The organism is Paraburkholderia sp. J12 (assembly GCF_905220215.1).
Taxonomy (GTDB): Bacteria; Pseudomonadota; Gammaproteobacteria; order Burkholderiales; family Burkholderiaceae; genus Paraburkholderia.
Genome location: NZ_CAJMZC010000016.1, coordinates 1 through 22,536 on the forward strand (window position 1 = coordinate 1; position 22,536 = coordinate 22,536).

Below are 22,536 nucleotides of genomic sequence, written 5' to 3' on the forward strand. Positions count from 1 at the left end.
CGCGAAGCAGATGCTCGACGATCCGAAGGTGCGCGCGGCGTATCTCGGCGAGTAAGTCGCCAACACCTGTGAAGGCTGAACTCCTTCACAAAGCTTCAAATTCCGATGTGCGAACAACATTCGCGAGCGCGCAATACGAGGTTAGCCTTAAGTAGATGGCGGTTTCGATGCCGAAACGCGCCATTCCGGTGCCAGGCGATCCAATGACCACTTCGAGTCGCGTCGAGCCAGTCGCTCTCAACCATCCGCAGCCGCGCCGATGCGAATCGCATAAGGTCGTACGCGGCCAACAACGGTCACTGATAGATGCGTGACAAATGTCCGGAAGAGGCGCAACTACAGTCGGATACTGCACACTGTAGCCATGGAGAAACTATGCGCACACAATCTGCGAGATATCCGCGTCGCCGAAGCCATTGGCCACTGCGCGCTCCAACCACTCTCGCACGCGCGCAGCAACCGGCAGCTTAATGCCACTCTGTTCCGCAAACTCCGTCATGGCTTGCATATCCTTAAGCATCGTCCGAATCGAACCGGTCGGATGCTCCGGTGGCGTCAGCATGAGTGGCTGAAGCGTCTGCATGAGCACCGAGTCGGCCCAGCCGCCCTTGAGAGCAACAGGCACCATCGCAGCGTCGATACCCACCTGCTGTGCGAGCCGTGTCGCCTCGGCAATCGCCGCGATCGTCGTCATGACGATGGTCTGATTGACGAGCTTGGTCGCCTGCCCCGCGCCGATGTCGCCCATGTGCGTAACTCGTGCGGCAAAGGCCGCTAGCAGCGGGGATAGCGCGGCGATTCGCGCTGCATCGCCGCCCGCCATGATGGCGAGCGTGCCGTTCGAGGCGCCTGCTACGCCGCCCGACACCGGTGCGTCGATCCAGACACCGTCCGTGGTCTCTCGCCAGCGGGCAGCAAGCGAGCGTGTGTGCGATGGCGCGAGCGTCGAATGATCGACGATGGTCACGCCGCTGTCCGAGGCAAACGAAGCGAGGCCCTGATCGCCGAACACGACCGCTTCGACAGCCGCGCCATCGGCTAGACACAGCAGCACCACGTGCGCCCGCGTGACGACTTCGGCGGGTGTGCCGCATACGACACACGACGTCGACAACGCCGCCAGCATATGCGCTTTATCGGGCGACCGGTTCCAGACCGCCACCCGATGCCCGGCTTCGATCAACCGCCGCGCCATCGGCAATCCCATCTTGCCAAGACCGCAGAAACCCACTTCGAATAGCGCGCTCACACGTCGTCTCCCGGCGTCGGCGCGTCGTACGGCCATTCGAGCGCGCCCGAATGCGTGACCGCGCCCAGATGCGCGGGCCGCACCAGCGCCTCGTACTTTTCGAGCACGCCGGCGAGCCGCTTCGGCGTGCGCAGCGGCAGCGCGGCGCGGCGTCGCGCGAGTTCGTCGTCGGTGAGATCGACGTGCAGCGTGCGTGCGATCGCGTCGATGCGCACGCGGTCGCCGTTCATCAGCAAAGCGATCGGGCCGCCCTTCGCCGCTTCGGGTCCCACATAGCCGATGCACATGCCGCGCGTCGCTCCCGAGAAACGTCCGTCGGTCAGCAACGCAACTTTCTCGCCCATGCCCTGTCCGTAGATCGCCGCGGTCACGCTGAGCATTTCGCGCATGCCGGGACCGCCCTTCGGGCCTTCGTTGCGGATCACCAACACGTCGCCGGCTTCGTACGTGCGCGCAGCGACCACCGCCATGCAGTCCTCCTCGCATTCGAAAATGCGCGCGGTGCCGTCGAATTGCAGTGACTTCAGTCCCGCCACCTTCAGACACGCGCCATCGGGCGCGAGATTGCCACGCAGGATCACGAGACCGCCGTTCTCGCCGATCGGCGACTCGCACGCGCGCACGACTTCGCCGTCGGGGTCGGCGGCGTGCGTCAGCGCATCGTCGAGCGTGCGGCCTTCGAGCGTGAGCGCGTCGCCGTGCAGATAGCCGCCCTTGAGCAGCGCCTTGAGCACGGCCGGCACGCCGCCGGCGTGGTGCAGATCCTGCGCGAGGAAGCGGCCGCCCGGCTGCAGATCGCCGATCAGCGGAATCTTCGCGAACACGCGCTCGACGTCGTCGAGTGTGAAGCGGATGCCCGCTTCGTGAGCGATCGCTGGAATATGCAGCGCGGCGTTGGTCGAGCCGCCGGTCGCGGCGACCGCGGCCGTGGCGTTCTCGAGACTCTTCCGCGTCACCAGATCGCGCGGTAGCGGACCGCCTTGCATCAGCGTGCGCATCACGGTTTCTCCCGCGCGGCGCGCAATCGCGATGCGTTCGCTGTAGACCGCCGGTACCATCGCCGAGCCGAGCGGCGCGAGGCCGAGCGCCTCGGCGACCATCGCCATCGTGTTGGCGGTGAACTGGCCAGGACACGAGCCCGCGCCCGGCGTGCAGCCTTTTTCGATCGCGTCGAGTTGCGCGCGCGTGATGTCGCCGCGCTGCGCGGCGCCGACCGCTTCAATCGTCGTGAGAATGGTGGCCTGGCGTTGCAGGCCGGTGCCGGCGCCACCGGGCAGCTGGCCGGGCGCGGTGCCCGGCAGCATCGCGCCTCCGAACAGGAACACGCCCGGCACGTTGACACGCACCATGCCCATCAGAATGCCGGGCAGTGTCTTGTCGCAGCCGGCCACGCCAACCATCGCGTCGTATGCATGCGCGCGCACGAACAGCTCGACGCTATCGGCGACGACCTCGCGCGACACGAGACTCATGCGCATGCCCTGGTGATTCATCGACGTGCCGTCCGAGACGGAGATCGCGGTGCCGCGGATCGGCACGCCGCCGCCCGCGGCGATGCCCAGACGCGCGTTGTCGGAAACGCCGTTCAGCGACATCGAACACGGCGTGTTCTCGCCGAACGTATCGATGACGGCGACGAACGGCTTTTGCATCGACTCGTCGTCGAGGCCGGTCGCGCGCAGGAAGGCGCGATGCGGGGCGCGTGTTACGCCATCGGTGACGCGGCGCGATCGATGCTTGCCGAGTGGCTTGTAGTGTGAGGACATAATTCGATTAACCGTTGTGAAATAGCAGCCGTTATCCGCGGCGATTACCTGAGCCGCGATGGCAGGCGCGTGGCACAGAAAGCATGCAAAGGTTCGCGGGTTGCCGGCGCGCGGCAACCCGCGATCCGACGTAACCGAAGTCGCGGCAGCGTTGCACGCCGGCAAGCCACGCTCAGCCGAGCGCGCGGATGACAGGCGCATAGCGAACAACATACCGTTCGACGGCCGCGACAAACTGTGCGATATCGTCGTCGCTCAGCGGCAGGGAAAGAACGGTGAACCCTCGCGGTGCGAGATAGAAACCTTCCGCGAGGAGCGACATGAACAGGAGCTTGCGAAGACGTATGTCCACATCGGCGATGTCCCGGATGCTGGTGACCGCTTTCGACGTGAAGTGGGCATTCATCACGGACCCTACGCCGATGAACTGCATCGGAACGCCGTGCGCCTCGCAAACCTCGTTTAGCGCGGCTCGCATGCGTTCGCCTCTGGCCGACAGCGCGTCCGCCGCCGCAGGCGGAAACAACTGGCTCAGACCCGCGATACCAGCGGCCATCGTGACCACGTTATTGTTGAACGTGCCGGCGTGAGCGAGACGGCCGGCTCGTGGATCGAACTGCTGCATGACGTCCGCACGCCCGCCAAACGCGCCGAATGACATGCCGCCACCGATGTATTTTCCCAGCGTGGTCAGATCTGGGCGTATGCCGAGAGTCGCTTGAAGACCGCCTCCAGCCAGCCTGGACGTCATGACTTCGTCGAAGATCAGAAGCGAACGGCTTCGCTCGGTGGCGGCCCGAAGTGTCGCGAGAAAATCGGGCGATGCGGGGATGCAACCGCTTGCGCCGAGCATCGGTTCGACGAGGACTGCGGCGATCGAATCGCCGAGTCGCGCGAAGGCTTCCCTGACACCCACCCGGTCGTTGTATTCGAGCAGCACGAAATCGTACGGCGCATTGGTCGGCGCGCCTCGCATGCCGAAACTGATCATGCCGCCGTGATATCCACCTTCGAACACGACGATTTTCTTGCGCCCGGTGAAGCCGATCGCGGCATTGAGCGCCATCAGGTTCGCCTCCGTGCCGGAGTTGGTGAAGCGCACGCGCTCGACCGAAGCGAAGCGCTTGCAGACCAGTTCAGCGAGTTGACCTTCGAACAGATTGTTTCCCGCGAAGTTGATGCCTTGCACCATCGCGCGGTGCACGGCCTCGCGAATTTCCGGTGCCGAATGGCCATACACACCAGCCGTATATTCACCGATTAGATCGACGTATTCGTGGCCGTCCACGTCCCAGAGGCGCGCGCCCTCGCCTCGTGCGATCGTCAGCGGAAACGGCTCATAAAACAGGTTGGTTCGCGTGTTGCCACCCGGCATGTTGGCCAGCGCATTCTGATAGCGTCGCCGGCTGTCCGGATTGGCATCGGCGAAATCGGTGTAAAGACGCTCGAGAATCGCATCGATTTCGTCGGAGAGAGAAGACTTGTTCGTATTCATCTTGTTTCCCGGGGTTTTAAGGACGCGGGCAGCGAGATTTCCTTCGATCCGCAGGCCGCCATGCACGATCAGAACTTGTGAACCATCGCGAGGCGCGCGGCCAACTGGCTTCGCGTAGTCGAAGGATCGCCGACCGCGCCGTTGAACACCACCGCGACCGGTGCGGAGCCCGCCGCGCGCTGATATACGGTCGACAGATAGAAACTCGTTCGTTTCGACAACGAGTAGTTTGCGATGAACCCGGCCTGATGGTATTTGGGTTGCTGTCCGTTGTAGTTGATGTTTCCGAGCGTGAACGTGTAGTCGGCTCCCAGGATCAAGTCCGCGGTGATGGCGTAGTTCATCCAGGCGTCGAAGTTCTGGAACGTCACGGCGTGCGTCGTACCGTTGGCATCGGCGAAACGCGTATTCGTGTAGTCGAGCCCGACTGTGGTCTTTCCGAGCACGTAGTTCGCCGCGACGCCCATGATGCGCTCGTTGTCGGGTTGGCCGACGTAGCTAAACGGCCCGGTGTTGCCAATCGCGTTACCTTGCGTGTTCGGTCCGAAATCGCCGTCGGCGAACAGCGTGCCCGGCTTTTTCGCGTAGAAATAGGCGGCGCCGAGCGTCAGGCCGCCGATGGTGTAGTCGGCGCCGGCGCTGTACATGCCGGTCGTCGAAGTGCCGGGGCCGTTGACGTTGGAAAACGCGTACATCGCGCCAAAGCGCAATCCGCCGATCGTCGGGCTGGCGTACTTGATCGCGTTGTTGACGCGAAACGAATTCGCAGTGTTGTCGATGTCGCCGCCGTGTACGAACAGGCCGCCCCACGGAAAAATGACTTCCTGCAGATAGTCGACCACCGAATCGTATTGCCGTCCGAAAGTCACGGTTCCGAACCGCTGATCGGACAATCCGACATACGCCTGTCGCCCGAATTCCAGTCCGCCTTGCCGCAATTGACCGTTCTCCAGGCTGAAGCCGTTCTCGAGCCGGAAAATCACCGACATGCCGCCGCCGAGGTCTTCGGTGCCTTTCAGGCCCCATCGGCTGCCGTAAGTGCCGGCGTAGGTCCCGTCGCGCAATTGAACCAGGCTGTGACCGCCACTGTTGTTCACATAGTCCACGCCTTCTTCGATGATGCCGTACAGGCTGACGGCCGACTGCGCGAACGCGGCCCGCGGCGCAATCCAGGCCATCGCGATCAGTGCGCCAAGCACGTTCAGGCGCATGGCAACTGCAAAGTGTTTCGATTTCAACATGGTCGACTCTCTCGATTCGGGTGATCGCCGCCAGAAAGCGGGCCGGTTTGTGGGGTGCGTCAGCGGCGCGCTGAAGCGAGACGCACGAGCGTGTCGGGCAACTCGCGCATGCCGCTCAGTTCAGCGGCAAGAAACCCGGTATCGGCTGCACGCTCCGCGTCACGGTTGATCCAGATGCATTGCGCGCCCAACCGATTGCCAGCGACGAGGTCGTACTGGTTGTTGACCGCCGCGTAGACCCAGTTCCCCGGCTGGACCCCGGACCGTTCGAGAAAAAATCTGGCGTGAGCGTCTGCAGGCTTGTAGGACCTGACGTCCTGCGCGGTGACGACCAGATCGAACAGCACATCGAAGTGACGCAGCGTTCTGGAGATCAGGTCGCGGTCGACGTTCGACAGGATCGCGAGCCGGTAACCCAATTCCTTCAGACGCAGCAGCGCCGCGTTGGTGTCGGCGTAAAGCGGCCAGAACGGCATCGTGGCCGACAATATTTCTTCGTTTCCCCCAGCCAGAGCGAGCCCGAGTTCCGCAGCCATGCGCCGTACCGACTCGGCCAGCACTTCGCGATAAGGCCGATACGCTTCGTTGATCTCGATCTCGCCTTCGACCTTGCGATGCAACGCGAGCAGCCGTTCGCCGTTGCCCGGCGACACGATCTCCAGCGATGCCCTCATACCCGCGCGCCAGTCGACGAGGGTGCCGTAACAGTCGAACGTGATCCACTTGTCCATATGTGCTCCGAGAAAGTTGGAATAGGTAACTCTTCGCGCATAGTAATCGATTATCGATAATCGTTAAAAAGTAGTTTACCCTTACCTATCAATTAAAAATATCGATAGCGGGTTGCGCGGAATCGGCGCTTGGCTTACGCTCGCTCCGTTTCGGGTAGCAGGTTTGATCACACTGGCAATGTCACGCACGCGGGAGAGCAGCGAAATGGGAATGGCAACCGCCGCTTCGACGATCGCGAAGTTGCTTCGCAAAGAGATCATCGGGGGCGTTCGCCGATCAGGCGAACGGGTCATGCAGGACGGGATCGCGAGTGCGTACGGCGTGAGTCAGACCATCGTGCGGGAAGCGTTCTCGCAGCTCGTTGCCGAGGGATTTCTCACTGCGGAACCACGCCGTGGCGTGTCGGTGGCCGCGCTCAATGCCGACGATGCGCTGGAACTCGCCGAGTTGCGCAGCTTTCTCGAAGCGAAAGCGCTGCGTTATTCAATCCCGCTACTGACGGCCGAGCAGTTGCAGACATCGGCGGACATACTCGAACATCTGAACGGCTGCGAGGATGAAAACGAAGTGCTGGACTGGAACGCTGCGTTTCACGACAGTCTTTATGCTGCGGCCCCGCGTCCGCGAACCCTCGCGCTTGTTACGTCGCTGCGTCTCAACTTCGATCGCTATTTCCGCTTCGTGGCGGAAGAGCCGGACCAACTACAGCAGTCACATGCGGAACATCAGCAACTGCTGGAGCTGTGCGTCGCCCGCAAGGCTGCGGCGGCTAGCCGGCTGGTAGCGGCGCACATTCTGCAAACGGGAGAGGTGGTCTGCCGCCGTCTGCAAAGCGTGAGTCACGCCTGACGCGCGCCCGCTCTCATCACGGTTCGCTCGACGCTCTGCGGCACGTATCCCCGAAGCTGGTTGCGGAACTCAGCCTTGACAAGCCCATCCTGCAGGATATCGCCACAAAAAAGTGGCGCCGCCCGCGCTGAAGGGACAGGCAGTGAGCTACATCGTGGATCACTACGGTCTTCCTACGCAGCGGGCGTGCCGGTTGGTCAAGCAGGCGCGCAGCACCCACTACTATCGCAGCGTCAAGGATCCCCAGACGGCGTTGGGCCAAAGCATGCGCGAGATTGCCCAGACCCGTGTGCGGTAAGGCTACCCGCCGGGTGCACGTGCTGCTCAAACGGGAAGGCTGGCACGTGAGCCGCAACCGCGTTCACTGGCTCTACGCCGAAGAACAAATGCAACTGCGCTCGAAACTGCCCGGGCGACGCAGGATGGTCGCGCCGCGAACGCTGCGTGCCAACGCGTCCAAACGAGGTCTGGAGCCGGGACTTCGTGGCGGACCAACGGGTCGACGGTAGCCGTCTGCGAGCGCTAACTGTCGTGGACGTCTTCAGCCGCGAAGCGCTCGCCATCGAGGTTGGAAAGCGGCTGCGTGCGGAGGACGTTGTGTCGGTACTGAACCGTCTGGTGGCGCAGCGCCGTGCGCCACGCTTCCTGTTTGCCGATAATGGCAGCGAATTCTCCGGTCGCCTGCTGGACATTTGACGCTAGGTGAACTCGCCCGGCAGTACAGCCTTCGGTCTACGGCCGAAGGCTCATGAAAGACCGACCACTAACACTGCAATCTGTCCAGAAAACCCAAGCGGCTCAGGACAAACATTTTTCAGCTCTCCAAGCTGTACGAATTTTTCGATGCGCCTCCAGCGCCATTGGACGAAATCAAGCCGCTGCGCGTAAGAAAGTACCTTGATTGGCGCAACGCGATCACCAAGACCTCTGTTCTCGAACATCGCGCAGTCAATTCAGCCGGGGACCGTTGTCCACCGGCCATCTGCATCAGGTGCCGAAATTAGCAAAGCCCGCTTCTTTCGAAAATGGAAAGCTCTGGCAATATTTCTGCGTGGTCGATCTCGCGAAATTTCTTATCAATACAGCAGCGCTTGAATTTCTTCCCGCTTCGACAGTAACAGGGTTCATTTCTCCCGGGCAGCGTATATTCGGAATTTGGCACCAGTTTCTTACCCCAAGCTACGCCCCCGAAATTTGACACCGAAAGATGCTTTTGATTGAATGCGTCGCGAAGATATTGAACACCGCTAAACCCAGGTGCGTTGTCTTGAATTGAGACCACACAACGTTTGTCAACCGGATTTTCGACGAGAGCCACGTGATCAATTTCAAGTATATTTTTTGCAATGCCATACGCCATCTGCCCTCGATATAGCTCACCCTTTCGATGATTGCATTCAAATGAGTCAATGTCATTGCCACATATACTGCACTCAAATCGCTCAACAACGAAACCGCAGCTGGCAAAAATTTTGTAGGGGTAGAGTGACTCTAGCGCAAACAACTGCTCGACCAAAGAAGTCAAGGTAAAACCGGAAAGTCTACGAATTACGCGAAGCGAGTCGCTAGCGTCCTGCAATGCCCGCCATGATTCCGAATAGCGCCCCTCTGAAATTTTCCGCCAAATCCGGCCATATGAACGAAAGAACGTTACATACGTCTCCAGAATGAATATGTCATTCAAAACCTCATCAGGACTACTCGCGTGAATTTCGCGCACTGCCTTCAGTTGATCAAGTAGGCCATCAAGGGCGGCCGACGAGTCCACGCCGACCTCCAAATCGATTTTGACGAGATGAGCTTTAATTACGTCGTGCATTCCAGCCAGTAAGGCTACGCCCTCGCTGCTATTGAGTAGTTTCATCGAAGAAATTATCCAGATCGAAACGTTTGATAGCCTTGCTTAACGAATCGCCATCACCTGAGAATTCGAATCTCTTTGTAGTACCGTCCCGCTTATTCTGATACATGACAGACAAGTGAACCTTCGGCCGATCCTGTGGTAATTTTCCTTTGAGCTTGTCATACAGGTAATTAGAGACCAGATTCAGCAATACTGGCATCGCGACATCGCTCGATAGGTATATCAACGGAAGCCAAACATCGACACTATGAAGAGTAATCCTTGGCGATGAGGTCGGCAGCGAAATCGGGAGTTCAGGACGCTGTTGCTTGAGCCATTTTGCGAAATCGGCGCCGTCGGCCTTCAGGCCGAGCGAAGTGTTGCCATAGGGTTCCGGGACGAGGCCGATACCACCTTGGCCCGAACTGAAGTACTCCTGATACGTTGCGTCATCTGTGACGGTATGAACGGAGAGCTCGTCACTAGATTGAATTTGATTTTTTAGCAAGTCTCGCCCCAAAAATTAAATTGTGGTGAATTGATAGGCACCAAAATTTTCAGGTGCCGGCGGCCCCGCGTCAATCATCTATCACGGTGGCCGGACACGGAGCGATCAGCCTTCGTTGGTCAAGACATTCCCGCGATTGGGCGGCGTATGCAAGGGTCCAAATATGCCCGTGCTACGAGCGCACGAGTCTGTCCAGCTTGGTTACTAATTCCTCTGAGCACAGGTGTTTATAGCGCTTCAACATCTGCATCGACTTGTGTTCGCTGATAGCGGCGACCTCTTGGTCGCTGGAACCCGCTTCTATGAGTCTGCTAACCGCTTCGTGGCGCAAGTCGTGAAATGGAGATCGGCAAAACCGAGCTCGCGAACGATACCGGCCCAAAGCTTCTGGAACACATACGGCTTGCGCCGACCATCCCGACCGGGCTCGCCCAAAAAGATAAGATCCGGGTCGATAGGGCGTATTGGATTGTCCAGCGCTGCGCGCAGAATTTCGGCCGCGGCACGAGTTAATGGAACAGTCCGCGCCGTACCATTCTTGGTGTCGCGCAAAATAACGACTCTCCGATCAAAATCGATCTGCGAGCGTCGCAGCCCGGTAATTTCCGATGAGCGCATGCCCGTCTCGACCGCTAGCCGCACGACCCAACCGAGCATTGGGTTGCTATGAGCGCCAACAGCATCGAACAGTCGCTGCTGCTCCTCCGGCGACAAGCGACGATTCCACCCAGCTCCTGGGCTCGGCTTTCGGATGTTGGCGACAGGATTGAACGTGAGCCCGAGTCCCCACTCCTGAATCGCGACTCGAAACAGATGACCGAGCATCGCGAGTTCGATGCGCACGGTATTGTTGGATTTGCCCGCCACTAAGCGTTCGTCGCGGTACTTCGCGACGAGGTCGGCACTAACAGCCGCCATTGAGTACTTGCCGAAGAAGGCTTCGAGGTAGCTCCGTGTGAATTTCTCACTGCGCTGCGTGGTCGCTTTCTTGGTACCCGACACCTCTTCCATGTACGGCTTCAACGCGGCCGACACCGTGAGCTTTTCGGACGGGGCGCGAGACAGGTAGACGCCCCGAACCATCTCATCTTCGGTTCGGCGTGTCCAATCCTCAGCGTCGCGTTTGGTGCGGAAAGTCTTGGCCGTTGTCGGCCAACCAATCTTGCGGATGACCGCCTTCCACGTCCCGGAAGGCGTCTTGACGATGGTTGCCATGTACCTGTTCTGAGAGCTGACTGTACCGAAAATGTACTTTTCAACGCCCAGAAAGCACAAAGGGTTACGTGAAATTCACGTAACCCTTTGATTTTATTGGTGCGGCTGCAGGACTCAAACCCGCCACCTGATGATTACAAAGCTTCGTCAATCACCCGAAAAAACAAACAGTTAGGTAAAAACCTAGTCTACAAACACGATGAGCACCCCATAGGCAAACGCTCGCCAATATTAGCGCTCTCTTTTGTTTGTAGAACGTCGGTTGTCAGTGTTTCGGGAGTTCTTCAGTAGATTCTGGGCCGGCAGCGACATGCGAGTTCCGCCATCGAGTTGCAGGCGTTGCGTTGGTGTAGTGGTGACTTGACGACAGAGAAGCTAGTCGGATCCACTCGGATCCAACGCTTCTGATCTTAGAATCGGTGACATCAAACGGCTTTACGTCAGTGGAGCTGTGCAATACGTTCGGCCATGCGGCGCTCCACTTCTTGTTGCGGAACAACAGGGCGCGGATCAGCCAAGCTCGCGGCAACCTTCGCTCGCAGCCAGGCTGTATAGCGTGCGTCTTGCTCGGCACTTTCGAACTCCGAGACACGCGTGGGAAAGATTTTGTCCATGGGTGAACTCTCAGTTGGCTATGGTGCGAACCTGTGCCCGGGTTCAGGGTGTCACATTTGCCTATCTTTTTACTTCCCTCGCGACGCAAGCAATGTGCCGAAGGGCTTCTTGCTCAATTTGAGTGCCTCGTCGGCACGAGCCAATCTTAGCCGATCAATCAGAGCGATGAGCTTTCTTGGATCATCCCTCTCGATCGGAGTGTCTTTGAATTGTTCGGTAAGAGATTCGAGTCTCCGCTGGTAAGCCAGCCACGCTATCGCCGCGCCGAGCGTAGTGTTTGCTCGCGAACTACCCTTGAATTGTGCAGAGTCAGTCTGCTGCGTCGATGTAGCACTGTCCGCGTTCCATATGGGTTGCTCAATCGCCTCGTGTGGCCCATAGAAATGGTCCTGCAACAGCGTCAAGGCATCGAAATACTCCTCTGTTAGCTGCTCAACGTCTCGCGGCGATACACCTTAGCGAATCTCTTGCGTCGAATCTCCTCCCGCAAGCAGACTCACAATCCGCGCGCAACGAAACTCATTGTTGATGAGGATGGCGAACCACTCGGGCGCGCAGCGTTACGGTTTCGTTTCGACAAGGCTCGCGATGCCGCAGGGATCGCCAAGAGTGACTTCCAATTCAGGGATCTCCGCGCGAAAGCCGGAACAGACAAAGAAAGCGCGAGCGACTTGCGAGAGGCGCAGTCGTTGCTCGGCCATGGCAGCGTGGCCATGGCCGAACATTACGTGCGGAAGCGAGGAAAAAGGGTTACGCCTACGAGATGAGCCTGCGCTCACAGCATGCGAAGAGATCGTTTTCGATGATCGCCGCGTGTGTTATTCGGGCGGCTTATAGGCCAGCCACCTCCGAAGCGCAACCTTGTCGTCGATGCCCAAAGAGCGGTTGAGTTCGACGTAGTGGCTATCCCTGCTTTTGGTCAGTTGCTGGAACGTTTTCCAGTATGCCTCCAACTCACCAACCAAAGCCTTTGTGCTTGCTAAGTCGCTATCGTATAGCGGCACCTCAATTTGTGAGATGACGTCCCATTGGATTCGACCACGATTCATGCCCGTGTTTGCGGAGAGAATGTCGGCCAGTATCTCTTTTGTGCGGATGAGGTTGACGTAATAAATCGCTTCCTCATGAGAAGTGGCCTGGAGAATCGTGTACTCATTCGATACGAATTTTCCCGCGTGATACGGAGGCACGATTGCAATCGCGCCACGCCCAATGCCCATATTCGAGCAGAGGATGTCCCACGCCTTCGTTTCGTAGAGTGTGCGGTAGGAGCATTCATCTCCGTTGATCAACTCGCCTTCGTTAACTTCCCCGTCGTAGCTAACTCTAAGGAACTGGTAGTCCTCCCCTTCCTCTACTGAGGTTGCCCGGTTTTTTGCCAGCTTTAGGGCCGACCCCAAGGTCGCGATCGTGAAGCCTTTCGAAGACCATGTCAGGTGCCGATCCGTATTCAGCCGCTTGTTTACGCAAAACTTAACGTCTAGCCGATCGTCGATGTCGGCGGCTGGGATCGCGTAATCTCCTGGCCGTCCTTTCCTGAATGCCGTGAACTGCCGAATGATTTCTTTCGTCTCGCGCGCCTTCTCCGCCTCGAGGTCAGCTCCGGATAAGCCGATGCGCTTAGCAACCTTAGCGTCCAGCCCAAGGTACACCGAACTCGTCATAAAGACGTCCGGCTGCTCCTCATTATCATGACGCTTGCGGAGAACCAGAATTGAGGTCTTGACCCGCGCAGCCGAGCGCCGAAATGCGTCCCCAGGCAAGGAGATCACGCCCAAAATAATAAAATTAGCCCGAATATAATCCCGAACGAAACTGTACGACTGTCCAGAGAGTATCGACTCATCAATTACTGCGAAGATCTTTCCATCGTCCGCCACGAGATCACGGTAGCGCTCGATAAACATAACGCTACTCAATAGACTTCGCATGACCTTTCCTGCATCACGATCAAGCCGTACTGCGTACTGATTTAGAATCTCTTTTTGGTATTGATCGTCATTACTATATTTAAGGGAAAACGGAGGGTTCGACAAAATTACATCGAATTTTGTATCTTCCTTGAGTAGGATTTCCCTCAACTCTTTCAGCTCAAGCGAATGTTCAAGACTATTACGACCAACTTGGCCGATCGTCTTATCCAAAGCATCAGCCCAATAAATATTGCTACCTCCATCGCCGTGGAGATACATATTCATTCTCGCAATTCGATAAATCGACGGACTCGCCCCCGCATCTATCCCGAATACACTTTTCCGTTGAATCCTGTCGAGTAATGCACGCTTTTCGGCAGAACTGAGGCCGACCATGGCATTAACCTTCTTCAACATGAGGTTGAGCGCGGCAATGAGAAATCCGCCGGAACCGCAGCATGCATCCAGGACCTTATCGACCGCGCCCTTTTCGACTCGGATATCGGCGAGTTGAACCATCAGGTTCACGATGTCACGAGGCGTAAAAAACTGACCTAGCTCTCGCCCGCGTGCCGTCGCATCAAGGAATGCTTCGAACATCCGGCCATGGACGTCCTCCTCCATGCCGTACAGGTCAACGTTCTCCAACTCCTTAACAACCCACTGGATCGTCTCGGCGCTCAGATTGATCTGTTCGCCCTCGTCGAAAAATCGTTTTTTCTTTCCTTCCCGAATATCTTTTTCGAGAGAATCGATCAAATTTTTCAGGAGTGGATCATTAATAGGGCTCTCACTCTCCGTTTGTATAGATATCCAATACGAAGAGAAAATAACATCCTTATAAAGAGGAGTCGGATTAGCCCCATAACTTTCATGAATTCGTCGGTCGCATCGAATTTTCACAAAAATAATTTTTATGAGCTCACCAAATGCTGCACTGGGACTCATCTTCTCCTTGCTCCAAATATACTGGTGTATTTTTTGGAACAAATTTACCAAATCATCCAGACTACGCTTTTCGAATTGAAATTCGGTCTTTTCAATTTCACTTCGGATCGATTTACTTTGCTTCGCGAGATTCTTTTTCTCAAATAATTTCACGAATTGCGAATACGCCGGCGTCCCTTTCGTCACATCATCAAGAACAAAGGTACACAGGGGCTCTTTCTTGTCCCATTGATACAGCGCAGTTTTAACTCCGTTCGTGAGAACAAAATACAGAACAGGGTTATAGTCGTGTAGCTTGTTTAATTCAAGGCAGTAAGAGGAACACTGGTGTTCCCAATCTGCGATATTTTCGCTCGGACTTTTTGCATCTATTACCGCAACGGGGATGCCGCCAACGCTGACGATATAGTCAGGCTTGTAAAGCACAGCGACACGGCCTTTGCCTACGGTGAATTCGCTGATCGATGTCTTGAGCTTGATGTCATCGTGCTCGTACCCTAATTCTTGTAGCAAAGGATCGACGAAGCGTGCCTCAACAGCCGCTTCATTCGTCAGATCCTTCACCTTTAGGTCCTTTAGTGCCATCTGATTCAGTTCCTAGGAGTTGAGGCGCGAACAAAAGTTGTAAACGGGATAGCTCGGCGGTTGATCTGCCGTTCGGACGCTGAGCGAGCGCCAAACCCAACCCGTTTGTAGAACAAGCCGTCTTTTGTAGAGCAAAAAAAAACGGGTCCCATCTCTGGAACCCGTATGGGTACTGGTGCCGGCTGCAGGACTCGAACCCGCCACCTGATGATTACAAATCAACTGCTCTACCAGATGAGCTAAGCCGGCGTAGCCCGCGATTCTACCTCATTTCACGATCTTGAGGTGGCCCTTGCCGCCCTTCGCGCCGTCGTCGCCACCCTTCTCGGGAACATCCGGCTCGGCAGCCTGCTGTGCAGCGTCGGCCGCTTCGTGCGACTCGCCAGCGCCCGCCTCTTCGTGCTCGTCCTGAGCGGAAGGCAGCACGTCGTTGGCATCGCCCGCCGCGGCTTCGACCGGAAACGCCATGCCCTGTCCGTTCTCGCGCGCGTAGATCGCCAGCACGTTCGGCACCGGCACCTCGATCTTGTGCGACTTGCCGGAAAAGCGGGCGTGGAACTCGATCATCTCGTTGCCCATCTGCAACTGGCTCGTCGCCTCGAAGCTGATGTTCAGCACGATCTCGCCGTCGCGCACGAACTGGCGCGGCACGCGCGTCCGGTTATCGACCCGCACCGCGATATGCGGCGTGAAGCCATTGTCGGTGCACCATTCGTACAACGCGCGAAGCAGGTACGGCTTCGTGGAAATCTCTTGCATCAACGATCCTTTGCCGGGGCGCACGCCGCGCCAGCCAGCCGCGCGCGTGCCGCCCCTGGTTGCCCGGGAGGCTTAGCGGCGCATCACCTTTTCCGAAGGCGTCAGCGCTTCGATATAGGCCGGACGGCTGAAAATGCGCTCGGCGTACTTCATCAGCGGCGCGGCGTTCTTCGACAGTTCGATGCCGTAGTGATCGAGGCGCCACAGGAGCGGCGCGATCGCGACGTCGAGCATCGAGAACTCTTCGCCCAGCATGTACTTGTTCTTCAGGAAGATCGGCGCGAGCTGCGTGAGGCGGTCGCGGATCGCGAGGCGCGCCTTCTCGTGGTTCTTCTCGGCCGCCTTGCCCTTCTCGTTTTCGAGCGTGCTCACGTGCACGAACAGTTCCTTCTCGAAATTGAGCAGGAACAGACGCGCGCGGGCGCGCTGCACCGGGTCGGCCGGCATCAGTTGCGGATGCGGGAAGCGCTCGTCGATGTACTCGTTGATGATGTTCGATTCGTACAGAATCAGGTCGCGTTCGACCAGAATCGGCACCTGACCATACGGGTTCATCACGGCGATGTCTTCCGGCTTGTTGAACAGGTCGACGTCGCGAATTTCGAAGTCCATGCCCTTTTCGAACAACACCAGCCGGCAACGCTGGGAGAACGGGCAGGTAGTGCCGGAGTACAGAACCATCATGATTTACATTTCCTCAATAAACCCAAAAGGCCAGCGGGCGAACGATCCGTCAGACAGCGTCCAGACGGTTTGCTCGCGGCGCCGGCCCCACGTCGGTCAGGACGTGCCTATTTGATATCTTTCCAGTACGCAGCGTTCAGTCGCCACGCAAAAAAGCTCAGGACGCCGAGGAACAGCAGTACCCACACACCAAGCTGCTTGCGGGTCTTCTGCTCTGGTTCGGACATCCACCCCAGGTACGCCACCAGATCGGCCACGGCAGCATCATAATCCACCGGCGTGAGCGTCCCCGGCGTGACCTGCTGGAACCCCGTAAAGCTGTGGACCTTCTCGCCGGTTTCCGCGTCCGTCGCGTCCTCGAACTTCGCCGTGCGGATGCCCTGCAGTTGCCAGAGCACATGCGGCATGCCCACGTTCGGATACACGAGGTTGTTCCAGCCGGTCGGGCGCGTGTCGTCGCGGTAGAAGCTGCGCAGATACGTGTACAGCCAGTCGCGCCCGCGTGCGCGCGCCTCGACCGAGAGGTCCGGCGGCGCCACGCCGAACCACACTTTCGCGTCGTCCGGCCGCATGGCGATCGACATCGTGTTGCCGACCTTGTCGGTCGTGAACAGGAGATTGTCCTCGATCTGCTTCTGCGGGATGCCGATATCCTGCAACCGGCTGTAGCGCATCAGGTTCGCACTATGGCAGTTCAGGCAATAGTTTACAAACAATTGCGCGCCGTGTTGCAGCGAAGCAAGATTTTCGCCGTTATCGGGTGCGCGGTCGAGTGGAATGTTTTCCTGGGCTTGCGCCGGCGCCGCCGCCAGCGCCCAGACCAGCGCCAGCGCTGCCACGCCGAAGCCGGCGCCCACGCGGGTGAGCGCCGCAAAGAGGGATTTTGTCGTCATGTTTTCCTCGCTCACAGGTTAATGGGGCTTGAACCGCACGCGCTCAGGCGGCTGCTTGAACGTGCCAAGCGGCGTCCAGACCGGCATGCCGAGGAAAAACGCGAAATACACGAGGGCGCAAACCTGCGCGATCAGCGTGGCCGCAGGCGATGGTGGTTTTGTCCCCAAAAATGCCAGCGTCAGGAAGGCGACGACGAAAATCCCGAGGAAAACCTTGTGGAACGTCGGCCGGTAGCGAATCGACTTCACCGGCGCCCGGTCGAGCCAGGGCAGGAAGAAGAGCGAAATCACCGCCGAGCCCATCACCACGACACCCCAGAACTTCGATTCAGTGAAGTACATGGCGAGGATCACGAGGATCGCCAGCACCGGCAGGCCTACGCGCCATTTGCCGCGCGCCCGCACGAGCGAAAGCAGGCCGAGCAGCGCGATCACGATCATCAGCACGATCTTGAACGGGTCGGTCGTGGCGCGCAGCATCGCGTAGAACGCCGTGAAGTACCAGACCGGGGCGATTTCGGGCGGCGTCTGCAGTGGGTTGGCCGGGATGAAGTTGTTCGCTTCGAGGAAGTAGCCGCCCATTTCCGGCGCGAAGAAGACAATCGCCGCGAAGATCATCAGGAAGATGCACACGCCCATGAAGTCGTGCACCGAGTAGTAGGGATGGAACGGAATGCCGTCGAGCGGAATGCCGTTCGCGTCCTTTTTCTCCTTGATCTCAATGCCATCGGGGTTGTTCGACCCCACTTCGTGCAGCGCGACGATGTGCGCGACAACGAGCCCGATCAGCACCAGCGGAATCGCGATCACATGGAACGCGAAGAAGCGGTTGAGCGTGACGTCCGACACGACGTAGTCGCCGCGAATCCAGAGCGAGAGATCCGGCCCGATGAACGGAATCGCCGAGAACAGGTTCACGATCACCTGGGCGCCCCAGAACGACATCTGGCCCCACGGCAGCAGGTAGCCGAAGAACGCTTCGGCCATCAGGCACAGAAAGATCGCGCAGCCGAAGATCCAGACGAGTTCGCGCGGTTTGCGGTAAGAACCGTACAAAAGCCCGCGAAACATGTGCAGATAGACGACCACGAAGAACATCGAGGCGCCCGTCGAGTGCATGTAGCGGATCAGCCAGCCCCACGGCACCTCGCGCATGATGTACTCCACCGACGCGAACGCGAGCGTCGAGTCGGGCTTGTAGTTCATGGTAAGGAAGATGCCGGTGACGATCTGGTTCACCAGCACGAGCAGCGCGAGCGAGCCGAAGAAGTACCAGAAGTTGAAGTTCTTGGGCGCGTAGTACTCGGACACATGCGCGCGCCATGTCGCGGTGAGCGGGAAACGCTTGTCGATCCAGCCGAGCAGTCCCGTCGTCTCAACCTTGTTGTCGGTTCCCGTCGCCATTACGCTTCTCCTTGTTCGTCCTTGCCGATCACGATCTGCGTGGCAGACGCGAACATGTACCGGGGGATGTCGAGGTTCTGCGGCGCGGGCTTGTTCTTGAACACGCGCCCGGCGAGGTCGTAGGTGGAGCCGTGGCACGGACAGAGAAAGCCGCCGGGCCAGTCGTCGGGGAGATTGGGCTGCGGGCCTTCCTGGAAGCGCGGTGTCGGCGTGCAGCCCAGATGGGTGCAGACGGCCACGGCCACGAGGATGTTCTTGTGCTCGGGACGCGAGCGGTATTCGTTCTTGCAGTACTCCGGCATCGGCATGGAGAACGGATGCTCGGAGTTCGGGTCGGCCAGTTCGGGATCGGCCTTCACGACATCGGCCATCATGCGGTCGGTGCGGTTCAGGATCCACACCGGCTTGCCGCGCCAGGCCACCGTCATCATGCTGCCGGGTTCCAGATTGGTGATATCGACTGCGACGGGCGCCCCGGCGGCGCGCGCTTTCTCGGATGGTGCAAACGAAGCTACGAACGGTACGACAGTGGCTACGCCTCCTATGCCACCTGCTACGGACGTCGCAATCAGCCAGGTACGGCGGCTGCCATCGACGCGGTCATTTTCATTGTCTCGCATCACATCGCCCCACTTCTGAGTTGGATTTATCCGTCACGCCGTGCTTTCCCGCTTTACTACGCGCTTCACTGCCCTCATTACCGCCGAACGCTAGTTTGCGCGAATGGAGTTGGCATTTACAAGGGGCGGCTTCTAAAAAGCGCGCGAAGTCCTTGATATCTCGGGGTTTTCCCGCACGAAAAAGAGTTTTTTATTTTGTTTTTGTAAACGACTCTTGAATAAATCTCTTGCGATGTTTCGTGCAGCAGCCGGCGCAAACGCGCCGGCTCATGCAACGGATAATTCGCCCAGCCCGCACCTAAAGCGCATTTACACCGGATTGTGGATATCGATGAAAAGATGTTCGATGCCGAATACATCGGCGAGGTGCGCCCCCACGGCCTGCACGCCGAAACGCTCGGTCGCGTGATGGCCCGCCGCGAGGAACGCCACGCCGCTTTCCGCGGCGACGTGGAAAGTCGGCTCGGAGATCTCGCCGGTCAGGAAAACGTCGGCGCCGGCATCGATCGCGGCTTCGAAGAGGCCCTGCGCCGCGCCCGTGCACCACGCCACGCGGCGCAGCTCCCAGTCCGGGTCGCCCAGCACGAGCGGCACGCGACCCAGCGTCTGCTCGACCTGCGCGGAAAAGTGCGCGAGCGTGATGGGCATGGGCAAGGTCGCCATCCAGCCGAGATCCTGCTCGCCGAACCGCTGCTCGCCGATCCAGCCGAGGCGCGCGCCCAGCTGGGCGTTGTTGCCGAGCTCCGGATGGCTGTCGAGCGGCAGATGGTAGGCGAAGAGGCTCAGATCGTTCTGAAGCAGCGTCTTCAGGCGCCGGTACTTGCGGCCCGTGATCTGCGGCGCCTCGTTCTTCCAGAAGTAGCCGTGATGGACCAGCACGGCGTCGGCGCCCCACTCCAGCGCGGCCTCGAGGAATGCGAGCGAGGCGGTCACGCCGGTCGCGATCTTCTCCACGCGGCGGCGCCCCTCCACCTGCAGGCCGTTGGGGCAATAGTCCTTGAAGCGCGCGGCTTCGAGAAGATTGTTCAGATACAATTCCAGTTCGATCCGATCCATATAATCCTCTAATCTTCAGATGCTTAGACGCTTTTGGCTGTTCTTCGCCCAGGCGGTGACGGTCCTGCTCGCGTTGATGTTCATCGTCGCGACGCTCAAGCCGCAGTGGCTGCAGCATCAGGGGCAGTTCGGCAAGCAGCTCGCCGAACCGATCGTGGCTCTGCGGGAGGTGGCACCCGGCATCGGCGGTGGCACGGCGCAGAACTCCTATGCGGACGCCGCCCAGAAGGCCATGCCCGCGGTCGTCAACGTATTCTCGAGCAAGGACGGATCGCTTCCGCCCGATCCGCGCCAGAACGACCCGCTATTTCGCTACTTCTTCGGCAATCAGAACAACAACCGCAAGCAGCAGGAGCAACCGGCCGCGAATCTCGGCTCGGGGGTCATTGTCAGTCCGGACGGTTACATTCTAACGAACCAGCACGTGATCGACGGCGCGGATCAGATCGAAATCGCGCTCTCGGACGGCCGCACCACCAACGCGAAAGTCATCGGCATCGATCCGGAAACCGACCTGGCGGTGCTCAAGATCAACCTGCCGAACCTGCCCACCATCACGCTCGGCCGCATGGACCAGGCGCGCGTGGGCGACGTGGTGCTCGCCATCGGCAATCCGTTCGGCGTGGGCCAGACGGTCACCATGGGCATCATCAGCGCGCTCGGGCGCAATCACCTCGGCATCAATACCTTCGAGAATTTCATCCAGACCGACGCGCCGATCAACCCCGGCAACTCCGGCGGCGCGCTCGTCGACGTGAATGGCAACCTGCTCGGCATCAACACGGCCATCTACTCGCGCTCGGGCGGCTCGCTCGGGATCGGCTTCGCCATTCCCGTCTCCACGGCGCGCAGCGTGCTGGAGAGCATCATCACCACCGGCTCGGTCACGCGCGGCTGGATCGGCGTGGAGCCGCAGGACGTGACGCCCGAGATCGCCGAGTCGTTCGGGCTGAACCAGAAGTCGGGCGCGATCGTCGCGGGCGTGCTGCAGGGCGGCCCGGCGGACAAGGCCGGCATCAAGCCGGGCGACATCCTGCTTTCCGTGAACGGCGAGGAAATCACCGACACGACGCGGCTTCTGAACGTCATCGCGCAGATCAAGCCCGGCACGGACGCCAAGGTTCACCTCGTGCGCAAGAACAAGGACATGGATCTGGACGTGCTGATCGGCAAGCGGCCACCGCCGCCCAGGCAGCCGGAGCAGGAAGACGGCGAAGACGACGACAACGGCGGCTGATCGCCTGAGCGAGGCGCCCGCCGGAAAGACAAAGGCCGCGAACTCACCGTTCGCGGCCTTTTTCGTTGGCGTGACCCGCCTGAATCGCCTGGCCGCCTGCGGGCAGTGCGGCGCACTGGCCTAGCTGCTGGCTGCCTGGCTTTCGTCGGCCGGTTTCTCGCCGGTGCCGACGAAGATCCGCGCGGCAATGATCCCGGCTTCGTACAGCACGATCAGCGGCAGCGCGAGGATGAGCTGCGAGAACACATCCGGTGGCGTCACGACCGCCGAGACAACGAACGCGCCCACGACCACGTACGGACGAATCTCCTTGAGCTTCTTCACCGTCAGCAGGTTCATACGCACGAGCAGCACCACGACGATCGGCACCTCGAAGGTCACACCGAACGCAAGGAACATGGTGAGCACGAAACTCAGGTAATTATCGATATCGGTCGTCATCTCCGCGCCCAGCGGCGCGTTGTAGTGCGCCATGACGCGGAAGATGGTCGGAAACACGACGAAGTAGGCGAACGCCATGCCGCACAGGAAGAGCGTGTAGCTGCTCGCCACGAGCGGCGCCACGAGCTTCTTCTCGTGCTGATAGAGGCCCGGCGCCACGAAGGCCCAGATCTGGTAGAGCACGACCGGCAGCGCGATCACGAACGCGACCATCATCGTGACCTTCATCGGCACGAAGAACGAACCGGTGACGTCGGTGACGATCATCTTGCCGTCGCGCGGCAGGTTCTGCATGAGCGGGCGCGCGAGCAGCCGGAAGATGTCCGGGGCCCAGTACACGAGCCCGATGAACACGACGATGACGGCCACGCCCGCGCGGATGATGCGGTCGCGCAGTTCGACGAGATGGGAGATGAAGGTCTCTTCGGTACCTTCATCCTGTTTTTGCTGGGGGTCGCTCACACCGGCCCTCGATTGATGATG

At 59.2% G+C, this 22,536-nt stretch carries 20 protein-coding genes, 1 tRNA gene and 2 pseudogenes; 4 read left to right on the forward strand and 19 right to left on the reverse strand.

Annotated features, from left to right (window positions below):
• Positions 1–373 precede the first annotated feature (373 nt).
• From U5760_RS26400 to U5760_RS26420, 5 genes are all read right to left on the reverse strand, one after another.
• On the reverse strand, positions 374–1,249 hold the full coding sequence (locus tag U5760_RS26400) for an NAD(P)-dependent oxidoreductase (RefSeq protein WP_322015277.1): 876 nt from the start codon (positions 1,247–1,249) through the stop codon (positions 374–376).
• The gene (gene ilvD, locus U5760_RS26405) at positions 1,246–3,015 is read right to left on the reverse strand and encodes a dihydroxy-acid dehydratase (RefSeq protein ID WP_322015278.1); all 1,770 of its coding nucleotides are present in this window, start codon (positions 3,013–3,015) and stop codon (positions 1,246–1,248) included. Before ilvD ends, U5760_RS26400 begins: the two co-directional genes overlap by 4 nt.
• 172 nt (positions 3,016–3,187) lie before the next feature.
• Entirely contained in the window at positions 3,188–4,576 is a 1,389-nt protein-coding gene (locus U5760_RS26410; RefSeq protein ID WP_322015279.1) for an aspartate aminotransferase family protein, read from the reverse strand.
• 2 nt (positions 4,577–4,578) lie between these two features.
• Entirely contained in the window at positions 4,579–5,751 is a 1,173-nt protein-coding gene (locus U5760_RS26415) for a porin (RefSeq protein WP_415914186.1), read from the reverse strand.
• Between the two features lie 59 nt (positions 5,752–5,810).
• The gene (locus U5760_RS26420) at positions 5,811–6,482 is read right to left on the reverse strand and encodes a haloacid dehalogenase type II (protein ID WP_322015280.1); all 672 of its coding nucleotides are present in this window, start codon (positions 6,480–6,482) and stop codon (positions 5,811–5,813) included.
• Positions 6,483–6,693: 211 nt separating this feature from the next.
• On the opposite strand from U5760_RS26420, the gene U5760_RS26425 reads away from it, so the two are divergent.
• Complete coding sequence (locus tag U5760_RS26425; protein ID WP_322015281.1) at positions 6,694–7,332, forward strand: GntR family transcriptional regulator; 639 nt, start codon at positions 6,694–6,696, stop codon at positions 7,330–7,332.
• Positions 7,333–7,385: 53 nt separating this feature from the next.
• Positions 7,386–8,025 (forward strand): annotated as a pseudogene (locus U5760_RS26430) (DDE-type integrase/transposase/recombinase); the annotation flags it as partial.
• A gap of 53 nt (positions 8,026–8,078) precedes the next feature.
• On the opposite strand, the gene U5760_RS26435 reads toward U5760_RS26430, so the two are convergent.
• The 5 genes and pseudogenes from U5760_RS26435 to U5760_RS26455 all read right to left on the reverse strand — a co-directional run bounded on the left by U5760_RS26435 (position 8,079) and on the right by U5760_RS26455 (position 11,512).
• Positions 8,079–8,273, reverse strand: a complete 195-nt coding sequence (locus tag U5760_RS26435; RefSeq protein WP_322015282.1) for a hypothetical protein — start codon at positions 8,271–8,273, stop codon at positions 8,079–8,081.
• Between the two features lie 59 nt (positions 8,274–8,332).
• On the reverse strand, positions 8,333–9,196 hold the full coding sequence (locus U5760_RS26440; RefSeq protein ID WP_322015283.1) for a YecA family protein: 864 nt from the start codon (positions 9,194–9,196) through the stop codon (positions 8,333–8,335).
• The gene (locus U5760_RS26445) at positions 9,180–9,683 is read right to left on the reverse strand and encodes a hypothetical protein (protein ID WP_322015284.1); all 504 of its coding nucleotides are present in this window, start codon (positions 9,681–9,683) and stop codon (positions 9,180–9,182) included. Before U5760_RS26445 ends, U5760_RS26440 begins: the two co-directional genes overlap by 17 nt.
• A 172-nt stretch (positions 9,684–9,855) precedes the next feature.
• A pseudogene (locus tag U5760_RS26450) lies at positions 9,856–10,898 on the reverse strand (site-specific integrase).
• A gap of 440 nt (positions 10,899–11,338) precedes the next feature.
• The gene (locus tag U5760_RS26455) at positions 11,339–11,512 is read right to left on the reverse strand and encodes a stability determinant (RefSeq protein ID WP_322015285.1); all 174 of its coding nucleotides are present in this window, start codon (positions 11,510–11,512) and stop codon (positions 11,339–11,341) included.
• 429 nt (positions 11,513–11,941) lie between these two features.
• Between U5760_RS26455 and U5760_RS26460 the strand changes: the two genes are divergently transcribed.
• The gene (locus U5760_RS26460) at positions 11,942–12,280 is read left to right on the forward strand and encodes a tyrosine-type recombinase/integrase (RefSeq protein ID WP_322015364.1); all 339 of its coding nucleotides are present in this window, start codon (positions 11,942–11,944) and stop codon (positions 12,278–12,280) included.
• A gap of 51 nt (positions 12,281–12,331) precedes the next feature.
• Here the strand turns inward: U5760_RS26460 and U5760_RS26465 are convergent, their stop codons facing one another.
• The 8 genes from U5760_RS26465 to U5760_RS26500 all read right to left on the reverse strand — a co-directional run bounded on the left by U5760_RS26465 (position 12,332) and on the right by U5760_RS26500 (position 20,375).
• A complete protein-coding gene (locus U5760_RS26465) occupies positions 12,332–14,938 on the reverse strand; it encodes an N-6 DNA methylase (protein ID WP_322015286.1) in 2,607 nt (868 codons plus the stop codon).
• Between the two features lie 194 nt (positions 14,939–15,132).
• Positions 15,133–15,208 (reverse strand) — tRNA-Thr (locus U5760_RS26470).
• Positions 15,209–15,226: 18 nt separating this feature from the next.
• Positions 15,227–15,718, reverse strand: coding sequence for a ClpXP protease specificity-enhancing factor (locus U5760_RS26475; RefSeq protein ID WP_322015287.1), 492 nt, complete (start codon positions 15,716–15,718; stop codon positions 15,227–15,229).
• Between the two features lie 72 nt (positions 15,719–15,790).
• A complete protein-coding gene (locus U5760_RS26480) occupies positions 15,791–16,402 on the reverse strand; it encodes a glutathione S-transferase N-terminal domain-containing protein (RefSeq protein WP_027797364.1) in 612 nt (203 codons plus the stop codon).
• A 107-nt stretch (positions 16,403–16,509) separates the two neighbouring features.
• Positions 16,510–17,295: a cytochrome c1 gene (locus tag U5760_RS26485; protein WP_322015288.1), complete on the reverse strand. Its 786-nt coding sequence runs from the start codon at positions 17,293–17,295 to the stop codon at positions 16,510–16,512.
• Between the two features lie 18 nt (positions 17,296–17,313).
• Positions 17,314–18,699: a cytochrome bc complex cytochrome b subunit gene (locus U5760_RS26490; RefSeq protein ID WP_322015289.1), complete on the reverse strand. Its 1,386-nt coding sequence runs from the start codon at positions 18,697–18,699 to the stop codon at positions 17,314–17,316.
• Positions 18,699–19,319, reverse strand: coding sequence for a ubiquinol-cytochrome c reductase iron-sulfur subunit (gene petA, locus U5760_RS26495; protein WP_322015290.1), 621 nt, complete (start codon positions 19,317–19,319; stop codon positions 18,699–18,701). The genes U5760_RS26490 and petA overlap by 1 nt, the downstream gene beginning before the upstream one ends.
• 309 nt (positions 19,320–19,628) lie before the next feature.
• Positions 19,629–20,375 (reverse strand): Nif3-like dinuclear metal center hexameric protein, encoded by a 747-nt coding sequence (locus U5760_RS26500; protein ID WP_322015291.1) that lies wholly within the window; start codon positions 20,373–20,375, stop codon positions 19,629–19,631.
• Positions 20,376–20,394: 19 nt separating this feature from the next.
• Between U5760_RS26500 and U5760_RS26505 the strand changes: the two genes are divergently transcribed.
• Positions 20,395–21,612, forward strand: a complete 1,218-nt coding sequence (locus tag U5760_RS26505) for a Do family serine endopeptidase (protein WP_322015292.1) — start codon at positions 20,395–20,397, stop codon at positions 21,610–21,612.
• 120 nt (positions 21,613–21,732) lie between these two features.
• On the opposite strand, the gene tatC is transcribed toward U5760_RS26505, so the two are convergent.
• On the reverse strand, positions 21,733–22,515 hold the full coding sequence (tatC, locus tag U5760_RS26510) for a twin-arginine translocase subunit TatC (RefSeq protein WP_322015293.1): 783 nt from the start codon (positions 22,513–22,515) through the stop codon (positions 21,733–21,735).
• Positions 22,516–22,536 lie beyond the last annotated feature (21 nt).

Bases quoted from the DNA above. Each gene is read 5' to 3' on its own strand.
- ilvD (WP_322015278.1), bottom strand. From the start codon at position 3,015: ATGTCCTCACACTACAAGCCACTCGGCAAGCATCGATCGCGCCGCGTC.
- U5760_RS26415 (WP_415914186.1), bottom strand. From the start codon at position 5,751: ATGTTGAAATCGAAACACTTTGCAGTTGCCATGCGCCTGAACGTGCTT.
- U5760_RS26420 (WP_322015280.1), bottom strand. From the start codon at position 6,482: ATGGACAAGTGGATCACGTTCGACTGTTACGGCACCCTCGTCGACTGG.
- U5760_RS26425 (WP_322015281.1), top strand. From the start codon at position 6,694: ATGGCAACCGCCGCTTCGACGATCGCGAAGTTGCTTCGCAAAGAGATC.
- U5760_RS26435 (WP_322015282.1), bottom strand. From the start codon at position 8,273: ATGTTCGAGAACAGAGGTCTTGGTGATCGCGTTGCGCCAATCAAGGTA.
- U5760_RS26440 (WP_322015283.1), bottom strand. From the start codon at position 9,196: ATGAAACTACTCAATAGCAGCGAGGGCGTAGCCTTACTGGCTGGAATG.
- U5760_RS26455 (WP_322015285.1), bottom strand. From the start codon at position 11,512: ATGGACAAAATCTTTCCCACGCGTGTCTCGGAGTTCGAAAGTGCCGAG.
- U5760_RS26475 (WP_322015287.1), bottom strand. From the start codon at position 15,718: ATGCAAGAGATTTCCACGAAGCCGTACCTGCTTCGCGCGTTGTACGAA.
- U5760_RS26480 (WP_027797364.1), bottom strand. From the start codon at position 16,402: ATGATGGTTCTGTACTCCGGCACTACCTGCCCGTTCTCCCAGCGTTGC.
- U5760_RS26485 (WP_322015288.1), bottom strand. From the start codon at position 17,295: ATGACGACAAAATCCCTCTTTGCGGCGCTCACCCGCGTGGGCGCCGGC.
- U5760_RS26490 (WP_322015289.1), bottom strand. From the start codon at position 18,699: ATGGCGACGGGAACCGACAACAAGGTTGAGACGACGGGACTGCTCGGC.
- petA (WP_322015290.1), bottom strand. From the start codon at position 19,319: ATGCGAGACAATGAAAATGACCGCGTCGATGGCAGCCGCCGTACCTGG.
- U5760_RS26500 (WP_322015291.1), bottom strand. From the start codon at position 20,375: ATGGATCGGATCGAACTGGAATTGTATCTGAACAATCTTCTCGAAGCC.
- U5760_RS26505 (WP_322015292.1), top strand. From the start codon at position 20,395: ATGCTTAGACGCTTTTGGCTGTTCTTCGCCCAGGCGGTGACGGTCCTG.